Source organism: Shewanella sp. WXL01 (assembly GCF_012263345.1).
GTDB classification, from domain to species: domain Bacteria; phylum Pseudomonadota; class Gammaproteobacteria; order Enterobacterales; family Shewanellaceae; genus Shewanella; species Shewanella maritima.
Genome location: NZ_JAAIKQ010000002.1, coordinates 257,022 through 279,971 on the forward strand (window position 1 = coordinate 257,022; position 22,950 = coordinate 279,971).

Annotated in this window: 21 protein-coding genes and 1 tRNA gene; 15 read left to right on the forward strand and 7 right to left on the reverse strand. The window is 40.2% G+C overall.

Annotated elements, in window-relative coordinates; translation table 11 throughout:
- Positions 1-220: 220 nt before the first annotated feature.
- Positions 221-859 (forward strand): TetR/AcrR family transcriptional regulator, encoded by a 639-nt coding sequence (locus G3R49_RS06305; protein ID WP_167869053.1) that lies wholly within the window; start codon positions 221-223, stop codon positions 857-859.
- Between the two features lie 459 nt (positions 860-1,318).
- A complete protein-coding gene (locus tag G3R49_RS06310; RefSeq protein ID WP_167869054.1) occupies positions 1,319-2,221 on the forward strand; it encodes a DUF6268 family outer membrane beta-barrel protein in 903 nt (300 codons plus the stop codon).
- 110 nt (positions 2,222-2,331) lie between these two features.
- Here the strand turns inward: G3R49_RS06310 and G3R49_RS06315 are convergent, their stop codons facing one another.
- Both G3R49_RS06315 and G3R49_RS06320 read right to left on the reverse strand, forming a co-directional pair.
- Positions 2,332-2,781 carry an LPP20 family lipoprotein gene (locus tag G3R49_RS06315; RefSeq protein ID WP_167869055.1) on the reverse strand — a complete coding sequence of 150 codons (450 nt, stop codon included), beginning with the start codon at positions 2,779-2,781 and terminating at the stop codon, positions 2,332-2,334.
- Positions 2,778-3,485: a FlgO family outer membrane protein gene (locus G3R49_RS06320; RefSeq protein ID WP_167869056.1), complete on the reverse strand. Its 708-nt coding sequence runs from the start codon at positions 3,483-3,485 to the stop codon at positions 2,778-2,780. Before G3R49_RS06320 ends, G3R49_RS06315 begins: the two co-directional genes overlap by 4 nt.
- 315 nt (positions 3,486-3,800) lie before the next feature.
- Here G3R49_RS06320 and G3R49_RS06325 point away from each other — a divergent pair, with 315 nt between their 5' ends.
- The 9 genes from G3R49_RS06325 to drt3b all read left to right on the forward strand — a co-directional run bounded on the left by G3R49_RS06325 (position 3,801) and on the right by drt3b (position 13,096).
- On the forward strand, positions 3,801-5,066 hold the full coding sequence (locus tag G3R49_RS06325) for a flagella assembly protein FlgT (RefSeq protein WP_167869057.1): 1,266 nt from the start codon (positions 3,801-3,803) through the stop codon (positions 5,064-5,066).
- Positions 5,067-5,154: 88 nt separating this feature from the next.
- A tRNA-Arg gene (locus tag G3R49_RS06330) sits at positions 5,155-5,230 on the forward strand.
- A gap of 211 nt (positions 5,231-5,441) precedes the next feature.
- Positions 5,442-6,332, forward strand: a complete 891-nt coding sequence (locus tag G3R49_RS06335) for a hypothetical protein (RefSeq protein WP_167869058.1) — start codon at positions 5,442-5,444, stop codon at positions 6,330-6,332.
- 109 nt (positions 6,333-6,441) lie between these two features.
- Entirely contained in the window at positions 6,442-6,627 is a 186-nt protein-coding gene (locus G3R49_RS06340; RefSeq protein WP_210147133.1) for a helix-turn-helix domain-containing protein, read from the forward strand.
- Between the two features lie 279 nt (positions 6,628-6,906).
- Positions 6,907-7,224, forward strand: coding sequence for a hypothetical protein (locus tag G3R49_RS06345; RefSeq protein WP_167869059.1), 318 nt, complete (start codon positions 6,907-6,909; stop codon positions 7,222-7,224).
- The gene (locus G3R49_RS06350) at positions 7,217-9,145 is read left to right on the forward strand and encodes a replication endonuclease (protein WP_167869060.1); all 1,929 of its coding nucleotides are present in this window, start codon (positions 7,217-7,219) and stop codon (positions 9,143-9,145) included. The genes G3R49_RS06345 and G3R49_RS06350 overlap by 8 nt, the downstream gene beginning before the upstream one ends.
- Positions 9,146-9,240: 95 nt before the next feature.
- On the forward strand, positions 9,241-9,708 hold the full coding sequence (locus G3R49_RS06355) for a hypothetical protein (protein ID WP_167869061.1): 468 nt from the start codon (positions 9,241-9,243) through the stop codon (positions 9,706-9,708).
- A gap of 122 nt (positions 9,709-9,830) precedes the next feature.
- Positions 9,831-11,099: an antiviral reverse transcriptase Drt3a gene (gene drt3a, locus G3R49_RS06360; RefSeq protein ID WP_167869062.1), complete on the forward strand. Its 1,269-nt coding sequence runs from the start codon at positions 9,831-9,833 to the stop codon at positions 11,097-11,099.
- Entirely contained in the window at positions 11,096-13,096 is a 2,001-nt protein-coding gene (gene drt3b / locus G3R49_RS06365) for an antiviral reverse transcriptase Drt3b (RefSeq protein ID WP_167869063.1), read from the forward strand. Before drt3a ends, drt3b begins: the two co-directional genes overlap by 4 nt.
- Positions 13,097-13,522: 426 nt before the next feature.
- On the opposite strand, the gene G3R49_RS06370 is transcribed toward drt3b, so the two are convergent.
- The 5 genes from G3R49_RS06370 to flgA form a co-directional block, all read right to left on the reverse strand.
- Positions 13,523-14,836: a site-specific integrase gene (locus G3R49_RS06370; RefSeq protein WP_167869064.1), complete on the reverse strand. Its 1,314-nt coding sequence runs from the start codon at positions 14,834-14,836 to the stop codon at positions 13,523-13,525.
- A 794-nt stretch (positions 14,837-15,630) separates the two neighbouring features.
- Positions 15,631-17,376 (reverse strand): amidohydrolase, encoded by a 1,746-nt coding sequence (locus G3R49_RS06375; protein WP_167869065.1) that lies wholly within the window; start codon positions 17,374-17,376, stop codon positions 15,631-15,633.
- Between the two features lie 652 nt (positions 17,377-18,028).
- Positions 18,029-18,454 (reverse strand): flagella synthesis protein FlgN, encoded by a 426-nt coding sequence (locus tag G3R49_RS06380; RefSeq protein ID WP_167869066.1) that lies wholly within the window; start codon positions 18,452-18,454, stop codon positions 18,029-18,031.
- Between the two features lie 80 nt (positions 18,455-18,534).
- Positions 18,535-18,870, reverse strand: coding sequence for a flagellar biosynthesis anti-sigma factor FlgM (flgM, locus tag G3R49_RS06385; RefSeq protein WP_130597744.1), 336 nt, complete (start codon positions 18,868-18,870; stop codon positions 18,535-18,537).
- 74 nt (positions 18,871-18,944) lie between these two features.
- Positions 18,945-19,691, reverse strand: coding sequence for a flagellar basal body P-ring formation chaperone FlgA (flgA, locus tag G3R49_RS06390; protein ID WP_167869067.1), 747 nt, complete (start codon positions 19,689-19,691; stop codon positions 18,945-18,947).
- A gap of 449 nt (positions 19,692-20,140) precedes the next feature.
- On the opposite strand from flgA, the gene G3R49_RS06395 reads away from it, so the two are divergent.
- The 4 genes from G3R49_RS06395 to flgC all read left to right on the forward strand — a co-directional run bounded on the left by G3R49_RS06395 (position 20,141) and on the right by flgC (position 22,936).
- A complete protein-coding gene (locus tag G3R49_RS06395) occupies positions 20,141-21,061 on the forward strand; it encodes a chemotaxis protein CheV (protein WP_167869068.1) in 921 nt (306 codons plus the stop codon).
- A gap of 50 nt (positions 21,062-21,111) precedes the next feature.
- A complete protein-coding gene (locus G3R49_RS06400) occupies positions 21,112-21,945 on the forward strand; it encodes a protein-glutamate O-methyltransferase CheR (RefSeq protein ID WP_130597741.1) in 834 nt (277 codons plus the stop codon).
- Positions 21,946-22,118: 173 nt separating this feature from the next.
- Positions 22,119-22,517, forward strand: coding sequence for a flagellar basal body rod protein FlgB (gene flgB / locus G3R49_RS06405; protein ID WP_130597740.1), 399 nt, complete (start codon positions 22,119-22,121; stop codon positions 22,515-22,517).
- Between the two features lie 2 nt (positions 22,518-22,519).
- Complete coding sequence (gene flgC, locus G3R49_RS06410; protein WP_130597739.1) at positions 22,520-22,936, forward strand: flagellar basal body rod protein FlgC; 417 nt, start codon at positions 22,520-22,522, stop codon at positions 22,934-22,936.
- The last annotated feature ends 14 nt before the right edge of the window (positions 22,937-22,950 follow it).

A 22,950-nucleotide genomic window follows, 5' to 3' on the forward strand; every position in this document is an offset into this window, starting at 1 on the left:
AACATTCCTTTTGATCCTTTGTTGCTTTTTCTCAGCAGGCTTGTTTGCTAATGCGCATGTTTCACATCATTAATCACGCAAGGTTTGCGGCCTGCTTGCAACAATTTGTATACATTCTAGACTGGCAAGTCTAATTTAACCAAACTGGACTGTCTAGTCTAGTTTGTGTTTTAATGAACCCACATTAGTCAAATTATGGCTAACCGGTAAGGCGAGAAACATGCAAAAACACATACCAAACAACCCGATAAAACTGACTCGAAGTGAGCAAAAACGGCAGCAGATTTTAACTTCTGCGATTGAGTTATTTTGTAACCAGGGTTTTGTGCACACCAGTATGGACGAAGTCGCTAAGCTTGCAGGTGTATCTAAACAAACGGTTTACTCTCACTTTGGCTCCAAAGATATTTTGTTCGCTTCGGCCATTGAGTCTAAATGTGTGGTGCATCAACTCACCGGAGATTTGCTGGAAGACCCTGCTCAGCCAGAGTTAGCACTCAAAACCTTTGCGAAGCACTTTGGCGAGATGATTATTTCTGAAGAGGCGCTGACCGTTTATAAGGCTTGTGTCTCTCAGGCGGATACTCACCCAGATACTTCAAAGCTCTACTATGAAGCTGGGCCTTTGCATGTTTTTGAATTGCTTGAAACCTACTTTGCTAAGGTAAATGAGCTAGGTCGTTATCATTTCGACAAGCCAAGGGATTGTGCCGTGCGGTTTTGTCTGATGTTATTTGGTGAGCAGCGAGTCGCACTAGAGTTAGGGTTAAACTTTGAGGAAGACATGTTGCTGCGCCAGCAATACTTGCAAGACTGTGCTGATATGTTCTTACGCGCTTACCGAGCCGATAGCCGGTAATTAACCATTCGATACCTAGGGCCTGTTAATCTTTGCTGATTAGAATTTGTTCGAATTAAAAGCACTTTAATCGCGACGCGAGCGATGACGTCTAGTCACCTAAACCTATTGATTTTAACAACAGGGCTCGCAACAAACTAAGCTCTTTGCTAAGGGCGTAGGTGCTTTTAAACGAACCTTTCAGGCAGCGCTTGTTGTCATTTCTACTGCGTTAACGACTTATCATGTGGAGCAACCACACATCAAAGTCGTTGCCTTGTATAAATTTCCAACAAGCGGCTGCAAAAATAATCTTGAAAGACCAACTGGCCCTAATGCTATACAGTTTTTATTTCGATATTTTCTTCATTTAATTGAACATTTTTGTGAACATGGGCGTATATTATGACATGATCCAACTCACAATAATTATTGGCAGCGCAATCTGGTTTAGCCTGCCGAAACGAATGGACTTCGACAATGACTGTATCAAATAACGCTAAGTTTGTTTCCGGTAGTATTCTTGCTTTAGCTCTTTCCAGTTCCATTGGGAGCGCCCAAGCCGCCTATAGTTATTCGCCTTTTAAATTTAACGTCGCTCGTACCTCTGCGCCCAATGCTCAAGTTGGCGATCAAGGTAATGAGTTTAAGCGTGATGTTTGGATGATAGGTCTCGCTGCCACTATGCCGTTAAACAGGCAGTGGTCGATAGGCGCGAATCTGGGGTACGACAACCTCGATTATGGATGGAAAATTAATCAAGGTAACCAACTCGTGAGCAACGAAGTGCCTTGGAATTCAATCAACCGTTACAGTGTTGGCTTGTCGGTCAATTATCGACCAAACGAGCAGTGGATGTTAATGCTTGCTCCAAAGCTGCAATACGCTTATGCCAATACCGCGTCATCGTCTAACGCCGAGAGTTATGGTGTTGTGGGGATGGGTATGTACCGCTTTGAGTCGGGAAATATGTTAGGAATGGGTGTTGCGTACCTAAACGATATTTCTAAAGTACGCACTATTCCTTATCTGGCGGTGAAATGGCAGATAAATGACAACTGGGTTCTGACTAACCCATTTCAAGCTGGATTTAGTGGACCAGCTGGTCTAGAGCTTAGATACAAACTAAACGATGACTGGGACTTTGGATTTGGTTCATCACGTCGCACCGAGCGCTTCCTTGTGGAAGATGATGATGTCAGCATTGAAATTGAAGAATGGGTGAGCTTTTTACGTGCAGGTTGGCAGGCGAGCAAAAGTGTTCATGTCAACATGTATGGCGGCTATTACTTCTCTGGTGAAATGGAGCAGAGCCAAACAGAGTTTTCTCAAGAGATAGAAAACCAATTTGCCGGTGCAGTGTCGTTTGAAGTGAAGTTTTAGATATTCAGGCACACATGTATAGAGAAGGCCTCTAAGTTAAATGACTTAGCGGCCTTTTACTATGTTAGCTATCTTGGATTTAATCAGGCTAGGTATCTCTATCTTTAAATCTAGAAGTAGGTGACTTCTTTGACTTTTCTTGGGCGGTTTTGTTGCTGATATAAGTGCCATACCTGCTCAAAGTCTAAGGACAACTCTGTGACATAAAACTCCCCTGAAGGATAAGTTTTCACTATCTTAGCGCCTCGAATAATGCCACTAACACTGGCGCGAACCTGATCATCATTTAATACCCAATCACTCACAGAGCTATTAGCGTCAATACGCTGACCATAGACTTGCTCGGCAAGCTCACGGTAGGCGGCAATTTTCGACGCCTGCATTGCCATTAATACTTTTTGCGACTTGTTGTCACTAAGTTGTAACTCAAGTGGCGCGTAACCTACAGCAGTAATCGTTGGAAAGTTTTCAGGCGCTTCAGTTTCCCACTGCACATATTTATCAGGCGATGCGCAAGCGGTTAACGTCAGTAACAACGCTGCAATGATTAGGCTTCTCATTGGTTGTCTCCTATAACTGAATAGCGCCCATCGGCAGCATTGGCGTGGCGATATAACAAGCCGTTACGATTTTCGATAGTTGATGGCGCTTGCAGGTAACCTGACAGGCTTGCACCGTCAACAAACGACTGAACAGAAGATACCACGCGGTTATTGGTAATATCGACGATGCGGCCGTTAAACACTACGCCTTCATTAGTCAGTGACATGGTTGAAACAAGTACATGGGCAACAGGCAGGTCGCTTGGCAGCATCTCCCAGTTACGTGATAGTAAAAACTCGCCTTGATCAGTAACGCGAATAGCGTTGGCTACATTGAGGTCGACAACGTTGAATTCATGGGCGTGGAATGCTGTCATTAAACCTTGCTGCAACTGGGCTGCAAGTGGGTTGGTCTGGCTATAATCGGCTGTCATCACCGGGGTTGCCACTACCAATGGTTGGTCGCTTCTCAAGCCATCGTTTTGCAGCACGAGTTCATTGGCTAACGTCTCTGCCCAAGTATTTACCTGGCCTTTAGGTGCAATGCCTGATGCCATGACATCATAGGTTACTTGCGGCGACTCTGCTGATATCTGCCCATCAACTACCTGCAAGTCATTGCTAAACGATAAGCGCTCAGCAGTGGGAACTTGCGTTGAGCTACATGCGCTGGTGCCAAGTAGTGCAAGTGCAACAACTGACAAGTAATGCTGCAATTTCATATTTATTCCTTCGCCTTAAGCCATGGTTGACGCAAAAATCGTCTATGGCAAATACCTGATTATCTAAATTATCGGCGCGGCTTCAGATTACTTTACTGATAATCATGGCTTATATGTGCTTTCACTACTTGTAGCTACTTGAGCAGCTTAGGCATAAAATTTGCTTTTATCTAACTAGGTATAGATTGGCGTAGTATTCAGACAAAAATTTGGCAGTCTGGCCGCTAGCTGTGTTTGTGCTGACTGTAGACTCAATTAACGTCATCAGCGCATCACAAACAAACGTTAACGCTCAAATGTAGAATAGGTAAGCGAATGAAACATAAGCTTGAACAGGTTAAATTTCCAAGGTTTTGGCAATTGGCTGACTGTAGTAAGTTGTCAGTACACTTTTCGTTACCTAGCTGTTCGTTTACTCGCGCTTTGGCTGCACCTGCACTGGCAGCTTGTATTGCTTTGCTGTCAAATCCAGCGATTGCTGAGCAGGTAGAGGTAACCGGTAAAGCAACCATTGTGAATGGTAATATTGAGAAAGCCCGTGAAGATGCAATTAGCCAAGCGCTAAATTATGCCAGTCTTAAAGCCGGGGTTAACTTTTCCAGTAATCAACAAATTGACCAAGGTAAGCTAACGCTGGACTCGTTTCAAATTCAGCGTATTGGCGCAGCTAATGATGTGCAATTGGTTAGCGAGATAATCAGTGACGACAAAATCTCAGTCGTGCTAAGAATGGAAGTGGTTGAGCAGCAAAGGGCTGAGCAATGCGTTAGTCAGGGTTTAAAGGCGACAATCATGTTGCCGAAAGCCTCAATTAAGAATAAACGCGATCTAGCCTACGGTCAGCTAGCATATTTACAACGTGATTTTTCTATTCAATTTGGTGATGCGTTAAATGCCTATTCCCAGTACAGCGTTGCCAATGTGCATGCTGACGAGTTACTAGACCATACCAATAAGCTCACGAACTATCGCGGCAATGTGCTGCCTAGCTGGCTAAGTGAGGCGACCGATAGTCATTATGTATTGCAGCCTGAGATCACCGATATTTCCGTAGAGGATTATGAGACCTCATTATTTGGTTTGGTCGAGCATTATCCAGAGCGTTACATCAAATTTAAGCTTAATTTGTATCATGGCATTAGTGGTGAGCTTGTGTGGTCAGATTCTTTTGAAAGCTCGTCTACTTGGGAGTTTGACAAGAGCCAGGCTGTATCAACAAGCTCAGCGCGTTTTTGGCAATCCAGCTATGGTTTAAAGCTTAATGAGTTATTTGAGCGCAGTTTAATTGAGTTGGATAACCAACTTAATTGTCGACCTTTACTTGGGCAAATCGTTGCGCGTCAGGGTGATAGAGTTGTGTTGAACTTAGGCCGAAATAATGGCGTTAAAATGGGCGATAAATTCCAAATCGTTTTGCAGCGTAATATCCCCGATAGAATTAACACCATGCGCGCCGTGGCCAGTAAAACCCGCGCCAATGTGACTATTGATCAAGTGACAGAGAACACAGCGACTGCAATTATTTCTGGAATAGAAAGCGCTAATAACATCCAGATTAACGATATAGCGATCAAGATTTAACCAATTAAATTTTAACGAGTTTAATCCGTGAATATATCGATAACAAAGGGTTTTCATCGACGGGAATTTGCGTATAATCAGCCCAAGTCTCCCTATAGCTCAACAGGATAGAGCAGCCGCCTCCTAAGCGGCCGATCAGGGTTCGAGTCCTTGTGGGGAGACCAGTCCGCATGTTTTTTCCTTAAAAATCAAACTATTAACTTTTTCATTGAGTTCTGTGCCGCCTATGTGCCGCCTTTGAATACACGTTTTTAGCACTTTTTGTTATAACCATATCGAATAATCTCAGTTTTAAGGCATTAAGCTCGGTTATAGACTTTCAGCTCTGTTTTTTATAGTTTTAGGCTAAATCAAAGACAAGGATGAAGTTTCGCGATGAGTGAATCGAATAAGGACAAAAGTACTGGCGCTGATAATAGTCCCGACCAAGCTGGTGGCGATAGAATTAAACGAGATTTTTTCGATGAAATGCCTTTTGATATACGGGCTGTTATTAACGCAGCGTCAAATATTGATGACCAAGATGTATCAAATCTTGTTGGTAAGGCAAATGATACGCTTGATTCATTCATCGCTCTTATGGAAAGCGATTCAAAATTAAAGGAGTTGCTTCCAGAAGGTGTTAAGGAAGAAACCCTAGCCCGTGAATTGGCTAAACTACCCGAAAGCCAAGTTATCATCGAACAAGAAAGGCTGGAAGGCGCTAAGGTTTTTGAAGCATTTTTTTGTGACCTTATAGATCAAGATATAGCCCCTGATATTGAAGCAGCCAGAAAGTTGGCGGCTGCAAAATCAATTACTGATGCACTTGCTGACTTATTCCCTGCCGAACAGTCTCAAATCTTTAATTATATCCCTGAAGAAGTAGCTGAATTACTTCAAGGTGCCTTCGTTTGTCATATGGCAGGCCTGCCAGACCAAGCTAAATTGTTTTATAAAATCTTTACTCAAAAGCAGTTTATGAACGCTCCAATTTACACTGGGTTTCAAGACGAAATCACCAAAAATAAAGGTGCTATAGAGCTTGCAAAGCTTCACTCACAAAAAGGGCAAGATTCCCGCCATAGTAAGAATAGGAAACGTAAAGCATACGCTCTTGAACTATACAAACAGCGGAAGTTTAAGAACCCAAAACAAGCAGCTGAGCGGCTATTCCCGCGCATTAATGAATACGCTAAATCTCTGCAGCACCCTTTCTCTAGTGAATATCAAGGATTTAATACTGTTTATCGTTGGTTCTTAGAGCTAACAAAAAAAGCAAACTAAAAAGTGCTTCTCACCCTGAGAAACACCTTTTTGAGCCTCACAAGCGCATACACTTTACCAACATGATCATATTGTAACTCCGACAAACACAAACTAATCGGAGTTAATTATGCAAACACTACTCACCCCTGCGGAAGTGGCGAGACAATTAGGAGTGACAATCGGCACTCTCTCAGTATGGCGTTGTACAGGACGTTACCCTCTCAGATTTATCAAAGTTGGTCGTCGTGTGATGTACCGTCAAAGCGATGTTGAAAACTTCGTTAACGGGAGGGTTTATGACCACACTCTATAGTTTTTTTACATTAAACCTTTTTGATTGTGTTCTTATCTTTGGCTTGATAAAGCTTCAGGCAAAGCTCGAAGGTATAAATGGTTGGCTTCAAGGCTTTAACAGCAGATCGCCATTAACGAGTACCACTAAGGAACAGATAGATAAAACCACTTTATACCCGTTAACGGGTACAACGCCTAAATTGGTCTCAATGTACCCGTTACGGGCTGCTGCACTCGTTAACGAACATAAGCCCGTTAATGTAACGAAAACTCCTACTGATAATAAAGGGGGCAAGTAATGGCCGCATTAAGTAAAGACCAACTTGCCTTGCTTTATTGGCTAGGTAAAACAGGCAATAGCATCTCAGTGTGTATCGAACTATGCCCTGATATTGGCAAAATCATTAGAGGTGAACGACCGAGCACAAATGACCAGAAAACCGTTGAAGCATTTCAACGGCGAACACTATTTAAACTAAAGGCTTGTGGTTTCATTAAGGAGGATATCCATTACATAACGGGTATTCGCTATCTAATATGCACAATCAACCAACGAGGAATAGAAAAGCTAAAACAAATAGATGTCCAATTACAGGGGGAGCTTAACCATGCCTGAAGTTCATCCTCATGATGCGGATTGGGTTAAAAGCCGTTTGCTTGGCTTACCCCAAATCCATAAAAATGCTGTTATGAATAACTACCAAAAACAGCCAAACAGAAGGGAGGCTAACACCTACATTCGCCATATAGCAAAAGCAATATCGAAAGTGCTAGGCCATAGAAGTAGCATGTACTGCGTTAGCATTGAAGATAGCAATTACCAAATCAGAGCGAATAACCATGCTCGACAATGCACAATTATTGAAGCAAGGTTTAACTCAGTAAGTTTATTTAAGGCCTATAGCGCAATTGTAAGGTATGTAACTACTTACCAATTAACACCACATCCTTTGTCTGAAGAAGTATTAAGCAATCTTAAAAATGATTGTTTAAGTCAGGAAGAGTTAATCAAAGTGTTAGGTGTTATTAAACGTGCTTGTGATGCGTCGTGGTGGAAGCCTAAACTTAGACGGTTGCACAATAAGCAAATAGAAACTGTTTCAAGGTTACTTAACCTGGTTAACAAGCATCGTGGGATTTATGCGAGTAACACAACCGTTGAAAACTATATAGCACAATGGAAAAGTAACCGTGAATTGCTAGAGAATACCTTAGCTACAAACGAGCTGGACTACAGTGTGAGTCTGGCTGAACTTTCAGATTTGAATGTGTCCAACCCTAAAATTCGTAAAGCTGAATTAATGGTTCGCATCCGTGGGTTTGAGGAATACTCGCTTGAAATGGGTTATGAAGCTGTTTTCCTCACCATGACCACACCATCAAAATATCATCGAAGCTTTGCTAAATCAGGTGCTGAAAACCCTAAGTGGCAGGGTGCAACACCTTTGGATGGGCAACATTACTTAAACCGAACTTTTCAGCGAATTAGGGCATCTTTGAACCGAAATAAAATCACTCCATTTGGTTTTCGTGTTGCTGAACCTCACCATGATGGCACTCCTCACTGGCATTTACTGCTATTTGTACCTGAAGAGCAACAAGAAAAATTGGTTCAAATTTTTGAAGAGTATTGCTTACAAGAAGATGGTGATGAACAAGGGGCAAAAGAGTCCCGCTTCAAAGTTGAATATATTGATTCAAGCAAAGGGTCAGCTACTGGCTATATTGCTAAGTATGTTGCAAAGGGAGTTGATGGTGAAGGTGTAGAACATGACCTATACGGTAATGACTCGATAACTGCCGCAATCAGAATTCGGGTTTGGGCATCATGTTGGGGAATTCGCCAGTTCCAGCAAATTGGTGGTGTAGGTGTCACTCAGTGGAGAGAGTTAAGACGGCTAGACAAAATTACTGACCAAGGCTTACAGTGGATTGAAGACGTTAGACAAGCAGCTGATGAGTCTAATTGGTGTCGATACACCGAATTGATGGGAGGTGTATTTTGCAAGCGTGAAGATCAACTGATAAGGCCGCTTTATGCGTTTAAACAGCAAAGGTCTAATAGCGAGCACTCAAGCCAATCCCGTGATATTGCTAGAGAAGAAACATTTGAGCAATCAAATGCAACTCAAGAGGACTGTATTCCTCATCCAAGAATTGCTGCAATCAATACCGAAATCACCGAATTTAATTCGGTAAACATACCGAAAAATCCCGAAAACAATCCCGAAATCAATCCAGCAATGACCAAATTAGATTCGGGAATCGAGACCGAAAATCCTGCAATATTCAAGGAATCATCTACAAGTCGGTTAGTCGATTCAGGTGAGTTAACCGAACCACTAAAAATGAATAAGTATGGTGATGAGCTAATCACTCAGCTTAAGGGCATTGTCTGTTTAGGTTTTGAGATTATCACTCGAGTACACGAATGGACGTTGAGCTACTCTATGGCTGATGATGAAAATGCCCTTACTTGGAGTACTGTCAATAAGTGTACTGAAAGTGCTGATACAACTTTTAACCATTTATATTGAAACTGGTCACTGTCAATTCATTGAAAATTAAGTAGTATGTTATGGATTGAAAACACGTTTATATTGATACTTAAGGAAGAGTAATGATAGACCCATTGTCACAATTGTTTGTAGCTTATCTGCATACAGCCTCTAACAGTATTACTGAAGTCTATACAGACTCAATGAATACAAGTGTGACGACAAAAAGCTTGGTTTATCAGAATACCAATATTCGTTTACAGCATCAGCTCTGGAAAATCAGACCAAACAGTGTTTGTGCTAACCACTCACAACAAGCCACTCAATTCTCGAAGTGTACTCAACAAGCAAAAGCAATGTTCACTGAATTATGTTCAGAGCTTTCTTGCATGGATAATTTGAGCAACAAAGGCCGCAGCGTCACTAATATGTACTGTAACGCTTCGCTTAGTTACAAACCTATGGTTGCTTATATTGGTGAGCCAGAGCTGAAGTCAGAGCAAGAATTAAAGCAAAAAAAGTGTAATTTAATGATTTTGAAAGCAATGCAGGATGATAGCCCTGAAACGTTAGAACAAAAAGAAAAAGCCTGTGGAACTTAATACTAGAAAAAATCTATAAGGTAACTTTTAAGGCAATCTTTGGGGATGACGTAATGTTTACTCTGACCCCACTAATTTCAAATTAATGTATTATCATGGAAAATAGTTGAAGAATGATAGATATGGAAAATAGCTTTGTTAGTCGAAACCTAAGAAGAAGTATCGGGTACTCAGACATTTATAGATATGACATACTTTCTAATGAAGAAATAAGAAAAGTGACGATAAATGAATCGATCACACAACTCGAAAACGGTACTGTTTTTAATGGTTTCTTAAAAAGCCAATTGATTAACGATAAAAAAGCTTTCATTGTCTCAAATGCTACATCTATTCCCGTGCTTAAGCTATTATCCGAAAATTTAAAATCCGTATATAGTGTAAAAGCAAGTAATAGAGACACTATAATCCCACTATTAAAATCATTTATTCAAGAGAATACAAGTTACTCTATATTTAGATTTGACATTAAAGAGTTTTATGAGTCTTTTGATAGGCAAAAAGTACAAGAAAAAATAAAATCTGATTCACTTATTTCAAAAAGTAGTTTAAGAGTGTTAGAGCTATTATTTACAGAGCTAAATAGAATTAATTCTAAAGGGCTTGTAAGAGGGCTCGGGATTAGCTCTATAATATCAGAGCTGATGATGAAAGACTTTGATTTAAAAGTAAATGAAAACAAAAATATTTTCTATTACGCGAGATTTGTTGACGACATAGTCCTAGTATGCTCACCAACGACTAAAAGGTCAGATATTATATCCAACCTTAGTCAAATGTTACCTACACCGCTAGAGTTCCATAAGTCTGGCGACAAAACATATCACAGTAAATTAAACAAAACCAACAACACAATCCCTAAGAATATAACGCATAGCGCTGAATTCAGTTTTCTTGGGTATTCTTTTAGCGCATCAAATAATGTTAATCAAAATGACAATATTTACAACTTAAGAAAAAGACATGTAAACGTTGGTATATCAAAAAATAAAGTCAACAAACTAAAAAATAGGCTTAGGCAGAGCTTTATAAAATATTTATGTGGCAAGCCTCCAATGGGAACTGATTACGAAGAACTTTTGCTAAGACTTAAGTTTTTAACTGGCAACTATTATCTACCAATGAATAACCATGGCGTCAGGATAAAATCGGGTATTTATTATAATTACAAACATATAAATAAAATGTCAGATCTTGATGAGTTAGATCGTTACTTAAGGTTTTTATTATTTTCAAGAAAAAACAAACTATCGAGAAGAATATCAAGATCTATCCCCATAGATTTAAGAAGAGAGTTATCCCATTTTAGTTTTAAAAAAGGTCATGTTGATAAAAAATTTCATAAATTTAGCATGGATGAACTAAAAATAATAAATAGAGCCTGGCTATGAAGCAAAAAAAGAAATTAAAAACAAGCGACTTTAATCGAGTGCTTTTATCAGAGACTATTCCATCTGATATACCACTAATATTCACTAATAATTGGTTTTATCGGCATGCTTGTACTATTTCGTCAAAAAAAGATTCAACTCTTAAATGTATTTTGTCCGACCTGTTCGAAGAAAAAAATATATATAATCACACAATACCTATGCGCTTTCGTATAAGAAAAGACGAAAATAGCTATCGAGAAATAGGAATTTTACATCCAAGATCACAATACAAATTTATTGAGTTTTATAAAAACTTCACCAACAGCATAATACATTATTGCTCCAAAAGTAAATTTAGCATAAGACATCCATACAAGGTTTCTTCAAGTTACTATGTAGCCAATAAATATGAAAACGCAAAGAAATACAAAATAGATAGTTGTGAAAAATCTTCTGACGAAACAAAGTTCAAACATGCAACTTCATTTTTTTCATATAATTCTCATACAAAGCTGCACAATTTTTTCGATAGTTCTGACTTTGTTAGGTTAGAAAAAAAATATAACGAATTCTGGTGCGCTGATATTTCTAAATTTTTCGATAGTATTTATACACATTCTATTGAATGGGCAACTAAAAACAAAAAACACTCTAAATCAACAACTGGCACTATAGAGACCTTTGGAGCAATTTTTGATAAGCTAATGCAGTCCACGAATTACAATGAAACTAGCGGAATTATAATTGGAAATGAAATTAGTAGAATCTTCTCAGAAATAATTCTTCAGAAAACAGATAATGAAATTTCAAACTCTCTGTCTGCTCTTGGGTTTCAATATGAAAAGGATTACGAAGTAATAAGATATGTCGATGACTACTTCATATTTTCTATTAATGATACTGTAGCTGGCGCAATACTAAATGAAATACAGTCAGAACTAAGTAAGTTTAGACTTCATATAAACCAAGCCAAAACCATAAAGCAAAAAAGACCTTTTATTACTGGAAAATCAAAATCGAAGCTATTCGTAAATGAAGCGTTGGAAGAGTTGTTTTCATTATTTTTTCAAGATGATGGAACTTTCAAATTACTCAATAAAAAACCGATTAGAAAAAGAGAAAAAGTTGTAATAAAATTTTTAAATAAGGTTAAGATGGCTTGTGATTCCGATTCCAAAGCATATTCAACTATGGCGGGATATATTATCGGTTCAATACTCAGAAGAGTAACATTAATATCAGAGATTGATACTGAAATTTCAGAAGCTGATGCCACACACTTTAGGGATGCTTCTATTATTTTCTTAGATATTGCCTTCCATTTCTTTGGGATATCTCCAAATACAACAAACAGCAATAAAATATCTATGACCTGTTACATTCTATTTGCTTTTTTCGATGAGAATATAAAATCAGAATCAAAAACAATAAAACTATTGATAAGTCAATTCATCAAAGACTTTTTTGAATCAAGCTCTTGCCTTTCTTTAATAGGAAAGGATAGCTATTTCTCTATAGAATTAGCAAACCTACTGTATGTATCTAGAAATATGGGAGTTGACTATTTATTATCACCTAAAAATGTTAGTTCTGTTTTTGGGATTGAGCATATAGATAAAGATAGTAAGTATTTTATTGATAATGAATGTTGCAGCGACTATTTCAGAATAGTTAGCACTCTTTACTACATAGGAAATGAGAGTGAGTACAACACTATAAAACAAGAGTTATGTAAAGCCATATCAAAACGACTTAATCACATGAATATGATCTTTGAGAATACGAAAGTAATGTTATTAGCACTTGATTGTATTGCATGTCCTTATATAGATGAAATAGATAGAAAAAAATGGAATAAAAAACTACATACTCAGCTTCGAAATAATAAAAAAATTAAAAGTGTCGAGGAAACAGAACTCTTTGAAGTTATTTCTAGTAATTGGTGGTTTATATCTTGGGATTACCCAGATCTATGGAATACTTTAGAGAAAAAGCAGTTGATTTTAAACTACTAACTTAATAGAATCAGCTTGCCAAGGTCGGTGCGTTTCAAACAATTTTATTGTTGCCAGTTTTACAAAGTTACGTGTCTGCGTAAAACTTTTACTTTTAGAGGTGTTAGCTTGCCTCTAAGGGTAGCTACCCGCCCAAATCTTTGAGGTGCTGTAGCACACACCTTACGCCCGATCTTGGCACTCATTTTAAATTAAAAAACCAGCGTAAATTTTATCGGTCGCTCGCCCTAACAGCTCTCCATCTTCCTCGTCTGAAACCCGTTCAATATGAATTATTCGTGGTTTGCTTCTTCGTAGAATCCAGTTGACTTATTAACTACATAGAGTTTATTGCCCTGCAAATACTCACCCGCAGGTAAATTACTGGTGTTTTAACCCTCCCTTAAATCGTGAATGGTGACGTTTGGTAAAAATGGCCTGTAGAATCTAGGCTAAGATAGTAACTTTTTGAAACAGCTCTTTACGTTCATCTTCACCTAGCTGTTCGATTTCCCTCACTAATCTATCAACTTTCGATCCATGCACAAATGTCCCAAGTAAATGTGCTGTGGTGATCCCTAGTTCTTGCCTAACATGTTCAATATCTAAATGAGCATAGGTGCTGGCTGTGATACTGATATCGCTATGGCCTAAAAGCTTACTGGTTGTTTGGATGTTACCGCCACGCATGACGCTCCAACTGGCAATGGTTCGCCTTAAATCGTGAATGGTGACGTTATCACCTTTTTCTGTGCCACGAAGCTCTGCACGTTCTGTAATGCGATGCCAAAAGCTGCCTTTACCTGCCTTCTCGATAACATGACCTGATTGACTTCGTTCATTTGGAAATACAAACTTTTCACCTGTATTGGCTTCAGTGCTGCGACGTTGGAGAATGTCCATAGCCTCTTTAGTTAGCGGAACGGCATGAGGCTTTTTAGACTTAATCTTACTGGTAGGTATTATCCAAACGGCTCTGGTATGGTCTACTTCTTTCCATTCCATGCTAAACACGCAGTTTTTACGCTGGCCTGTAACCAAAAGCATCATTACTACGTCTTGGTATATTTGCGGTTCGTGTTCTAACGCCTCTAGTAGTCTTCTTACTTCATGCTCACTTAAAATGCGTTCGCGTTTGGTATCGGCGAGTTTCTTAATGTGTGCGAACGGGTTTAGTGGTTGCTCGTTGAACATAGATTTGAGCAAAGTTAGACATTTATTGCGAATAGCGGGGGAGTTGTTGGTGATAATTCGTTTTATGAAGTTATCTGCATCGGTCTTAGTAATGGTTTCCGCTTTTAAGTGGCCGATGTGTTGAAGGTGTTTAGCCCAAATTGATTGAGCGTCTTTCAATGATTTTGGTCGGCGCTCACCAGATTTGATTTTAATCTCAAACTCGGCGACATAAGCGTCAAAAAGTTGTTGTACGGTGATGGATAATGCTTCTTGGCGAGCTTGTTCTGCTTTGGCTTGGCGTTTAGATTCATTTGGGTTTATACCCTCTGAAATGTTTACCGCGACTTGCCTTGCTTGTTTACGTGCTTGCTCAATCGTAATGTCAGGGAAAAGACCAATAGTGACTGTAACGTCTTTTCCTAAGTGTTTGCGTCTAAAGCGAAAGTATCGCTTGCCAGAAGGCATAACTTCTAAAAGTAGGCCGTTGACGGAGTCTCGCTGCCCTAGATCGGCAATTCTATAGCGTTTTTTGGTGATTTTTGCCTGTTCGAAACCACGTTTTGTAAAGCTAATTCCTTTTTCCATAATCACTTAGCCTTAAAAATTGTGCCGCCTATGTGCCGCCTCTGGGATATATTTTGACTAATTTACAGTAAATTTAGTTAATGTCAAAAACCCAGTTTTGAACATAAAGCATTGAAAAATAAAGGTTAGTAAATATTGGTTAAATTTGGTTAAAGTCGGCAAACCTCACTTGTGGGGAGACCATATATTGCTTAAATACCGTGTTTTACATCGACTCCCATCATTGCCCATCACCCACCTCGTCATACAAAACTCGTGTGTCATACATAATTGCAAACCGACAAAGGCCTCATTAAAAAATGTAACTCTTTGGGCTCTCGCATGATTTACCCACTCAAGGTTTTAGATATTATAAATATTAGTCACAGTGGTTAAGTAGCAACTGTTCAATTTGTTACTGTCAGTTAGGGGGAAGTTTGTGATTAGGAAGTATGTAAAACAAGCTACAGATGAAACAGAATTTCTGGGGCATTTTACTGACCGAAACTTTATTAATTTTTGTCTAATCGCTTTTCAGAGTAAGCATCTTTAGCACGTTTTTGCCCAAAAGTTAGTTAGCATACTGGACAGGTTTATAACTCAAATCGAATGTCTATGAACTTCCAGTAGATATGAAAGCATGACTATGAATCCTTAATATAAAACTTGAATAACGGCAAGGAGTTACGCTCAAAGTAGGTGCGGCCTAACTCTTTCTGTCAATGTACTGCGAGATAGGGAAACCAGAGTCGGGTGATTGCGTAAAGCCCTGCCAATTATTAAAGAGGAAAGAACAAGTAACTGTTTGATTTCTGCTACTGAACCTTATGTGTTACTCGGCCATCCATAACTGTCATTAACAGCGAAATTTGATGTGCTGTGCCAGGCTTAGCCTCATATGGATCTGATTCTAAGACTACGAAATCGGCATATTTGCCTACTTCTAAACTACCAATTTTATCTTCCATGTTTAGCATCCAAGCAGCGTCGATAGTGATGGCTCGCATCGCCTGATGAATGGTCATAGGTTCCCAGCTAGGTGGAAAAACTTCTGTATTTTTAGGATCAGAGATATCTAAACCGGTAGTAGCGCCATCTACAACGAACAAAGGTGCTTGCATAGTTGGAGAGGTGCTTGGCACATCGGCTGAAATACCCACCTTTACGCCGTTGCGTGCAAAGTGTGCGTAGCGACCTAGAGAAGTTTCGATACGGGGGTAGCCAATCATTCTTTCATTATCTAGTTTGCCGCCGCCGAACGTGTTGGTGAAACTCGGAGTTGAGTTAACGGGTATCTTATTATCTATGATGCGCTTCTGGTCGTCAGGGTGAACCCAAATTGCATGGTGCAGTGCGCTACGATTATTTGCGTCTATCTTTCTTGCTTCTATTATCGCATCCACGGCTGCGCGAGAGGAGCGATCACCGTCGGTATGAATAAATACATCTAACCCTTCTTTTGCAGCTTTGGTTACAATCGACATTGTTGTGTCAGGCTGCACGTTAAATGTTCCTCTATGCTCTGGTTGATTTTTATAAGGGTCGATGAAAGGTGCGGTACCAGCTACTGTATTTCCCTCAGGATGGATTTTCAAACTACGAGAACGGAGTAAGTCACTGTTGTATTTTTTGTTCATTCTTACCCCAAAGTTTACAAATCGTTGAGGATCGCCTTTAGGTGTTTTGAAGAATGGTTGAGCTTGGACTCTTAAAGGGAGTTTGTCAGAATCAGCCCAGTCTTGAAGAATGTCCATCGCCGTCTCGAAGTCCTTTTCCATTCCTCCATGAACATCTTTGATGTTAGGCGTGACGATGCCTGGGACCAAAACCATCGTAGTACCGTTGCTCGCAGCAAGGTTTAATAGATACTCAGCGCTCTCAGGGATCATGTTGTCAGGATCCCATGCCCCAATATCAATATAAGATTGAAACCATTGAATTTCTATTGCGGCTCCTGTTGGATTTCCTTCGCTATCGCGCACCCAATATGTCACTCCCGGCACGGCATCAGGTGTATCCTTGGTTATATTTGCCGCTTTGAGCGCAGCTGTGTTCATCCAAGCATCATGAATCGTGTTATCTAGGATAATGGCTGGTCGGTCAGGGACGGCTTTGTCCAGATCCGCTGCGATGGGTAGACCTTCTAACATGTTTTTGTCCCAACCGACGCCTTTGATCACCTTATGATCCGGATTAGCTTTAGCGTACGCCTTAATTCTAGCCAGAGCATCTTGTTTTCCTGTTGCGTCGTAAAGCTGAACGCCTGAGGTCGTCCACTGTGAGGCTATTAGGTGATCATGTGTGCTTATGAAACCGGGCAATAGCGTCTTACCATCTAAGTCAATTACTTGAGTGTTTGCTCCTATCCAGCTTTTGGCGTCATCTTCTGTGCCTACCATGACAATTTTATTCCCCTTAATTGCCAAAACTTTGGCTAATGGTTTTGCCTCGTTCATAGTTCGAATATTTGCATTTGTGTAGACGATATCTGCAATGGTGTTACCAAAAGCATTAAAGGTGGTGAGGGCCAAAATAATAAAAACTAGAATCAACTTGTGCATAACGTTCACCATGGGATTAAGTGTATTTGAAAGATTAGTGATAGCTCATTAATTAGTTACGTATTGGAGTTCGAAGAGTTGGGGCATTAACTATCCGATGTCTAATAAACATAGAACAATTATTGTACTTAACAAGAACAGCATCATTGGTCCATGTTTAATGAAATAGCCCTTTAAGGTGGGTAAGTTGATCGCGAAATACTATGCTCTATACATACTAAATTCTGAGCAAGCCTACGGTTCCTTATGTGTTGGTTTGTAATGCTCAGTTTATTTTTTAGCAGTACATCTTGTGCTGCAGATACTATTGGGTGGTTTGATTTAGCTCCAAAAGTAGTCCACAACGATATTAAGTATTACGCCTACAAAGTTGTGAACTTACATAATGGCGTTGTACCTGATCATAAGTTTACAAGACTTCAGGAGATGCGTGACCAAGAGGAACTCCATCAAGTGGTCCACGAGATGAACAATCAGCATATTTGTAGTGGCATAATGTAGAGCACTGGCAAATAGAAAAGAGAGAGGAATAAGTAACTGTTTAAATTCTGCTATCGAGCCTTATGTTTTTTAGGCCATCCATAACTGTCATTTCAATAAAAAATAGAGCCCACTAGGGACTCTATTAATCAATTTATCTGTAAAACTTACCTTAAGCCTTAAAGTTACTGCCTAAGGTCGAAATCGTAGAGGTTTTACCTTTGTCGGTATATGTCATGCTTGATGAATTACGGCTGGCATGTAGGGCTTGGGAGAAACGATTGAGACTTGCCATGCTCAGTTCAATGAGTTGAGCATTTTCGCTGTTTAGCTGTTTGCATTCATCTAGCAAAGCTTTTGCATCTGTGACTCGCTGAGCGAGTGCTTGCTCATCGACCAACATTTGCTTATCTGGGTGAGTGGCTAGAGTTTTGTCTTGTTCCTGCAGAGAAGTAAGGCATTGCTGCTTCTGCTGTGCGAGCTTTAGCAGTTGGTCCGCATCTTGAGCGATAAGCGCTTCTTTTTCTGCGGATATAATGGTTCGCAGCGACGTCAGGGTAGCGTGCTGTTGGGAAAGCAAATTAGCAATTTCTGTCATAGGTTACTCATAGTTATGCCTGTCTATGCCCATGTGAAACACGTGAGCTAAACAATAATCTTTAGAGTAACGACAAACGATTACTCTTCGTTTAAATTCAGGCCGTCGAGCTGGGCTTCGAAACTAGCAATGTTTGCCGCTAGTTTTTCAGGGTCTACTTTATAGCGACCTTCTGAAATTGCTTGTTTGATTTCAGCAATCTTAGCCTGATCAACATCTGGTAATGCTGCCATTTTACTTTGTGCGCTTTGTAAACCTTGAGCTTGCGAAGTAATGCTTACTGAGTCACCTTTGACTGCAGAGCTTGCCTGCTCAGTTTTAGCACCGCTGCCAGCATCTTGGCTTGCTTTTGCTTGACGAGATGTCTGCAAAGGCGTGCTGGTGGCCGTTTTTAATTTGTTAATGTCAATTGCCATAATAGGCTCCAACGTAAGTGATGAGGTTTCCCAATAAGGCTATCGGCCAGTAGAAAAATAACTTTAGAATTATTTTACATTTTAACTTCTACTTCGCCAATGCCAATCACTTGCGCATCTAACTGTTTGTTAGAGTTTGTATTTTTGACTTTGATCACATCGCCTATATTACCATCACGCATGGCTTCGCCTGTGGTTTTTATTTGTAGCGTATCGGTTTTCGCCCAAATAGAAATTGCATCGCCTTTGCATACGAAACACAGGCTACGCTTTAACAGCGGTGAGCCTTGACTGGTTTTGCGTTTTACTCTAGTGCCAACAAGCTCATCGATGCTCGAGTAATATTCACCGCGAAGGCTGTATTGATCCATGTACGCCAGAGTGAGTTGGCTTGATGACAATACCGTTTTTGGTGACAGCACTTCTTTGGCCACGACAACCGGATATTCAATCGCGACTCGCACGGCGACATAGATTTGCCATGGGTAAGCAAGGTCGGGGCTATCGCAGCTAATTTTTACCGTATTAGTACGCGAGATTTCTCTATCTGTTGCCAGGTTTGCTGAAATCGGTTCATAGCATCTTGGTGGTTGCTGGCGGCCTTCTAGGTTTTGCGGCGTAATCGTTACTTTTGCATTGGGCTTTGGCGCAATTTTTTTAGAAATCACCTCTTTAGCTAACATATCTATGGTCGATAAGTTAGGAGTAACGATGCTTTGCTGAGCCTCACCTTTATTTGATTCGTTTGCCGGTGATTGATTGGCACTTAACGGCAAGGTGTGGGTTATCAGCAAACAAAATAATAAAATTTTTACTTTCATAATGAAGATACTAGCGAGTTTTGCCAGATTACACCTATACTCTTTAAATGTTATTCAAAATAATAACTTTGGGTTTAAATTTCATGTTTTGCATGAGAATTGAACATTTGTTGCAACACGCTGCTCGGCAAAATGTAATTACACTACTTTTGAGTTGATTTTGCGCAAGTTTGCGATAAGTTTGTGAACAAAGTTAATGAATCAAAGTTAATTTTGAAATAGGATTCCCTGTTGGGCATTAGCATTAATTAAGCAAAAACTATGCCCAGCTATGTAGTCAGTTTTTTGGCAAATGTCATTCATGTTCATGATTGCGCTATTTGAACATTCGTCGTTTAGTTAGTTATGGCGATGACCGTTGAGATAAAAACTTGCAACCACGTGAGAAGACAAAGCTATTTGGCTGGTGTCGCCATTGAGTAACACATTAACAACAACAAGGCAGTGTTATGTCGAGTATTCTTGAGTCTGTAAATAAACGTACGCAACTGGTTGGTCAAAATAGATTAGAACTGCTGCTGTTTAAATTAAATGGTCGTCAGCGCTTTGGGATTAACGTCTTCAAAGTGAAAGAGGTGCTGCAGTGTCCGCCGCTCACGAGTCTGCCAAAATTAAATTCTTATATTAAAGGTGTTGCCCATATTCGTGGGGCAACCATTTCAGTGATTGACTTAAGTGCGGCAACAGGTGGCCGCCCGTTAGAGTCGACTGAAAACTGCTTTATTATCATTTCTGAATATAACCGCAGTGTTCAAGGTTTCCTAGTGAGTTCAGTCGAGCGCATTATTAATATGAACTGGGAAGCGATTATGCCGCCGCCACAAGGTGCGGGTCGTTACTCATACTTAACTGCAGTGACAGAGATTGAAAATGAGCTCGTCGAGATTTTAGATGTAGAGAAAATCTTAGATGAAATCTCACCAGTAAAAACTGCTATTAGTGAAGAAGTTGACGAAACACTGACTATAGACCGTGAGCAGAACTACCACATTATGGTAATTGATGATTCAGCTGTCGCACGTAAGCAGATTATTCGCTCGCTTGAGTCATTGAACTTACAGATTGATACTGCAAAAGACGGTAAAGAAGCGTTAGATAAGCTTAAAGCGGTTGCTGAAGAGATGACCGATGTGTCTCAAGAGATCCCTCTGATCATCTCAGACATCGAAATGCCAGAGATGGACGGGTATACATTAACGGCAGAAATCCGTGATGACCCTAAACTGAAGAACATTAAAGTGGTACTACACACTTCATTAAGTGGCGTATTCAATCAGGCTATGGTTGAAAAAGTTGGCGCTAACGACTTTATTGCTAAGTTTAACCCTGACGAGCTTGCCGAAGCCGTTAACAAGCACCTGAGTGTATAAGTTATTAGTTTGAACATGGGCAGGGATAGCTCTTAATTTAGGAAGTAAATGTGACTAATAAATCACTTGCTGAATCAGAGTATAATCAATTTAGGCTTTTCTTAGAGCAGCACAGCGGAATTGTGCTCGGTGAGAACAAGCAGTATTTGGTGCGAAGTCGACTAGCGCCGTTAATGGGTAAGTATAACTTGCCGTCTTTATCTGAAGTGGTTAAACGTTCAATGAAACCTACCGAGCGGCAAATGCGCGCCGAGGTGATTGATGCTATGACCACCAATGAAACCTTGTGGTTTCGTGACCGATACCCATTTGAGTTGCTACAAAATACTTTACTGCCGAATTACGGCAAGTTAGGCAGACCATTGAAAATTTGGTCTGCGGCTTGCTCTTCAGGGCAAGAGCCATATTCGTTAGCCATGACTGTGCTGGAGTATCAGCAACGTAAGCCTGGTGCATTATCGGGCGGGGCGTCAATTCAAGCGACTGACCTGTCACCATCAATGCTAGAGCGGTGTAAAGAGGCTGAGTATGACAGCTTGGCATTAGCTCGTGGCTTGTCTGAAGAGCGCAAGCGTCAGTTTTTTGATGCTTTGCCATCGGGCAATATGAAGGTTAAAGCTAATGTGAAGCGCCTAGTCAATTTCCGCGCTCATAATCTTCTTGAAAGCTATAGTTTGTTGGGTAAATACGACATTATTTTTTGTCGTAACGTATTGATTTACTTCGCTCCTGAAGCAAAAGCTAAAATACTGCGGCAATTTGCTGCCGCTTTGAACCCAAAAGGGATTCTGTTTTTAGGGGCTTCTGAGTCTATCGCTGGATTGACTGACGAATTTGACATGGTGCGTTGTAATCCAGGGATTTATTACCAAAAGAAATCTTAATTTTATAATTCAATAGCTTAATATATTTTTTCTTGTGACACGCCACGTACGTTTGTTCGTGGCGTTTTTATTGCACGCCAATTAACCTCCCACCATCGTATTACTTTATAGTCTTTAAAATTGTTGGCACAGCCTTTGCTTTTATTCCAATAAGCGTTAAAGGAGGCAATTTTATGGCGATTAATTTTGATAAAGCATTAGGAGTACACCAACACTCGCTTGGTATTCGTGCCCAGCGCGCTGAGGTGCTTTCTAGCAATATCGCTAATGCCGATACTCCTCACTATAAAGCGCAAGACGTTAACTTTGAGGCGGCAATGAAAGCGGCAACTTCTCGCCAGAAGGGGCTATCAATGTCGCAAACGTCAGAAAAACACTTTGATCTTGCCGCATTAAGTCGTCAACACGTGCAGTACCGGGTACCAAATCAGCCCGATACCGGAGACGGCAATACAGTTGATATGCAGCAAGAGCAATCAGCCTTTATGCAAAATTCACTTGAGTATCAGATGTCACTTGGTTTTCTAGATGGCAAGTTTAAAGGCATGCGTAAGGCATTAACGGGGCAATAATTATGAGCTTATTTAATATCTTTAATGTATCTGGTTCAGGCATGTCTGCTCAGTCAGTAAGACTCAATACTACTGCCAGTAATATCGCTAATGCCGATTCTGTATCAAGCAGTATTGACCAAACTTATCGCGCTCGCCACCCAGTTTTTGAGGCCGAAATGAAAAAGGCACAGGGTCAACAAACTGGCAATCACAGCGTGAAAGTTGCGGGTATCGTTGAGAGCGACAAGCCGCTACTTAAAGAATTTGCTCCTGATCATCCTATGGCTGACAACGATGGTTTCATTTACAAGCCAAACGTGAATGTGATGGAAGAAATGGCAGATATGATTTCTGCGTCGCGCTCGTATCAAATGAATGTCCAGGTGGCGGATGCAACTAAGAATATGTTGCAGCAAACGCTTCGCATGGGTAAGTAATTTTAAGTATTTAG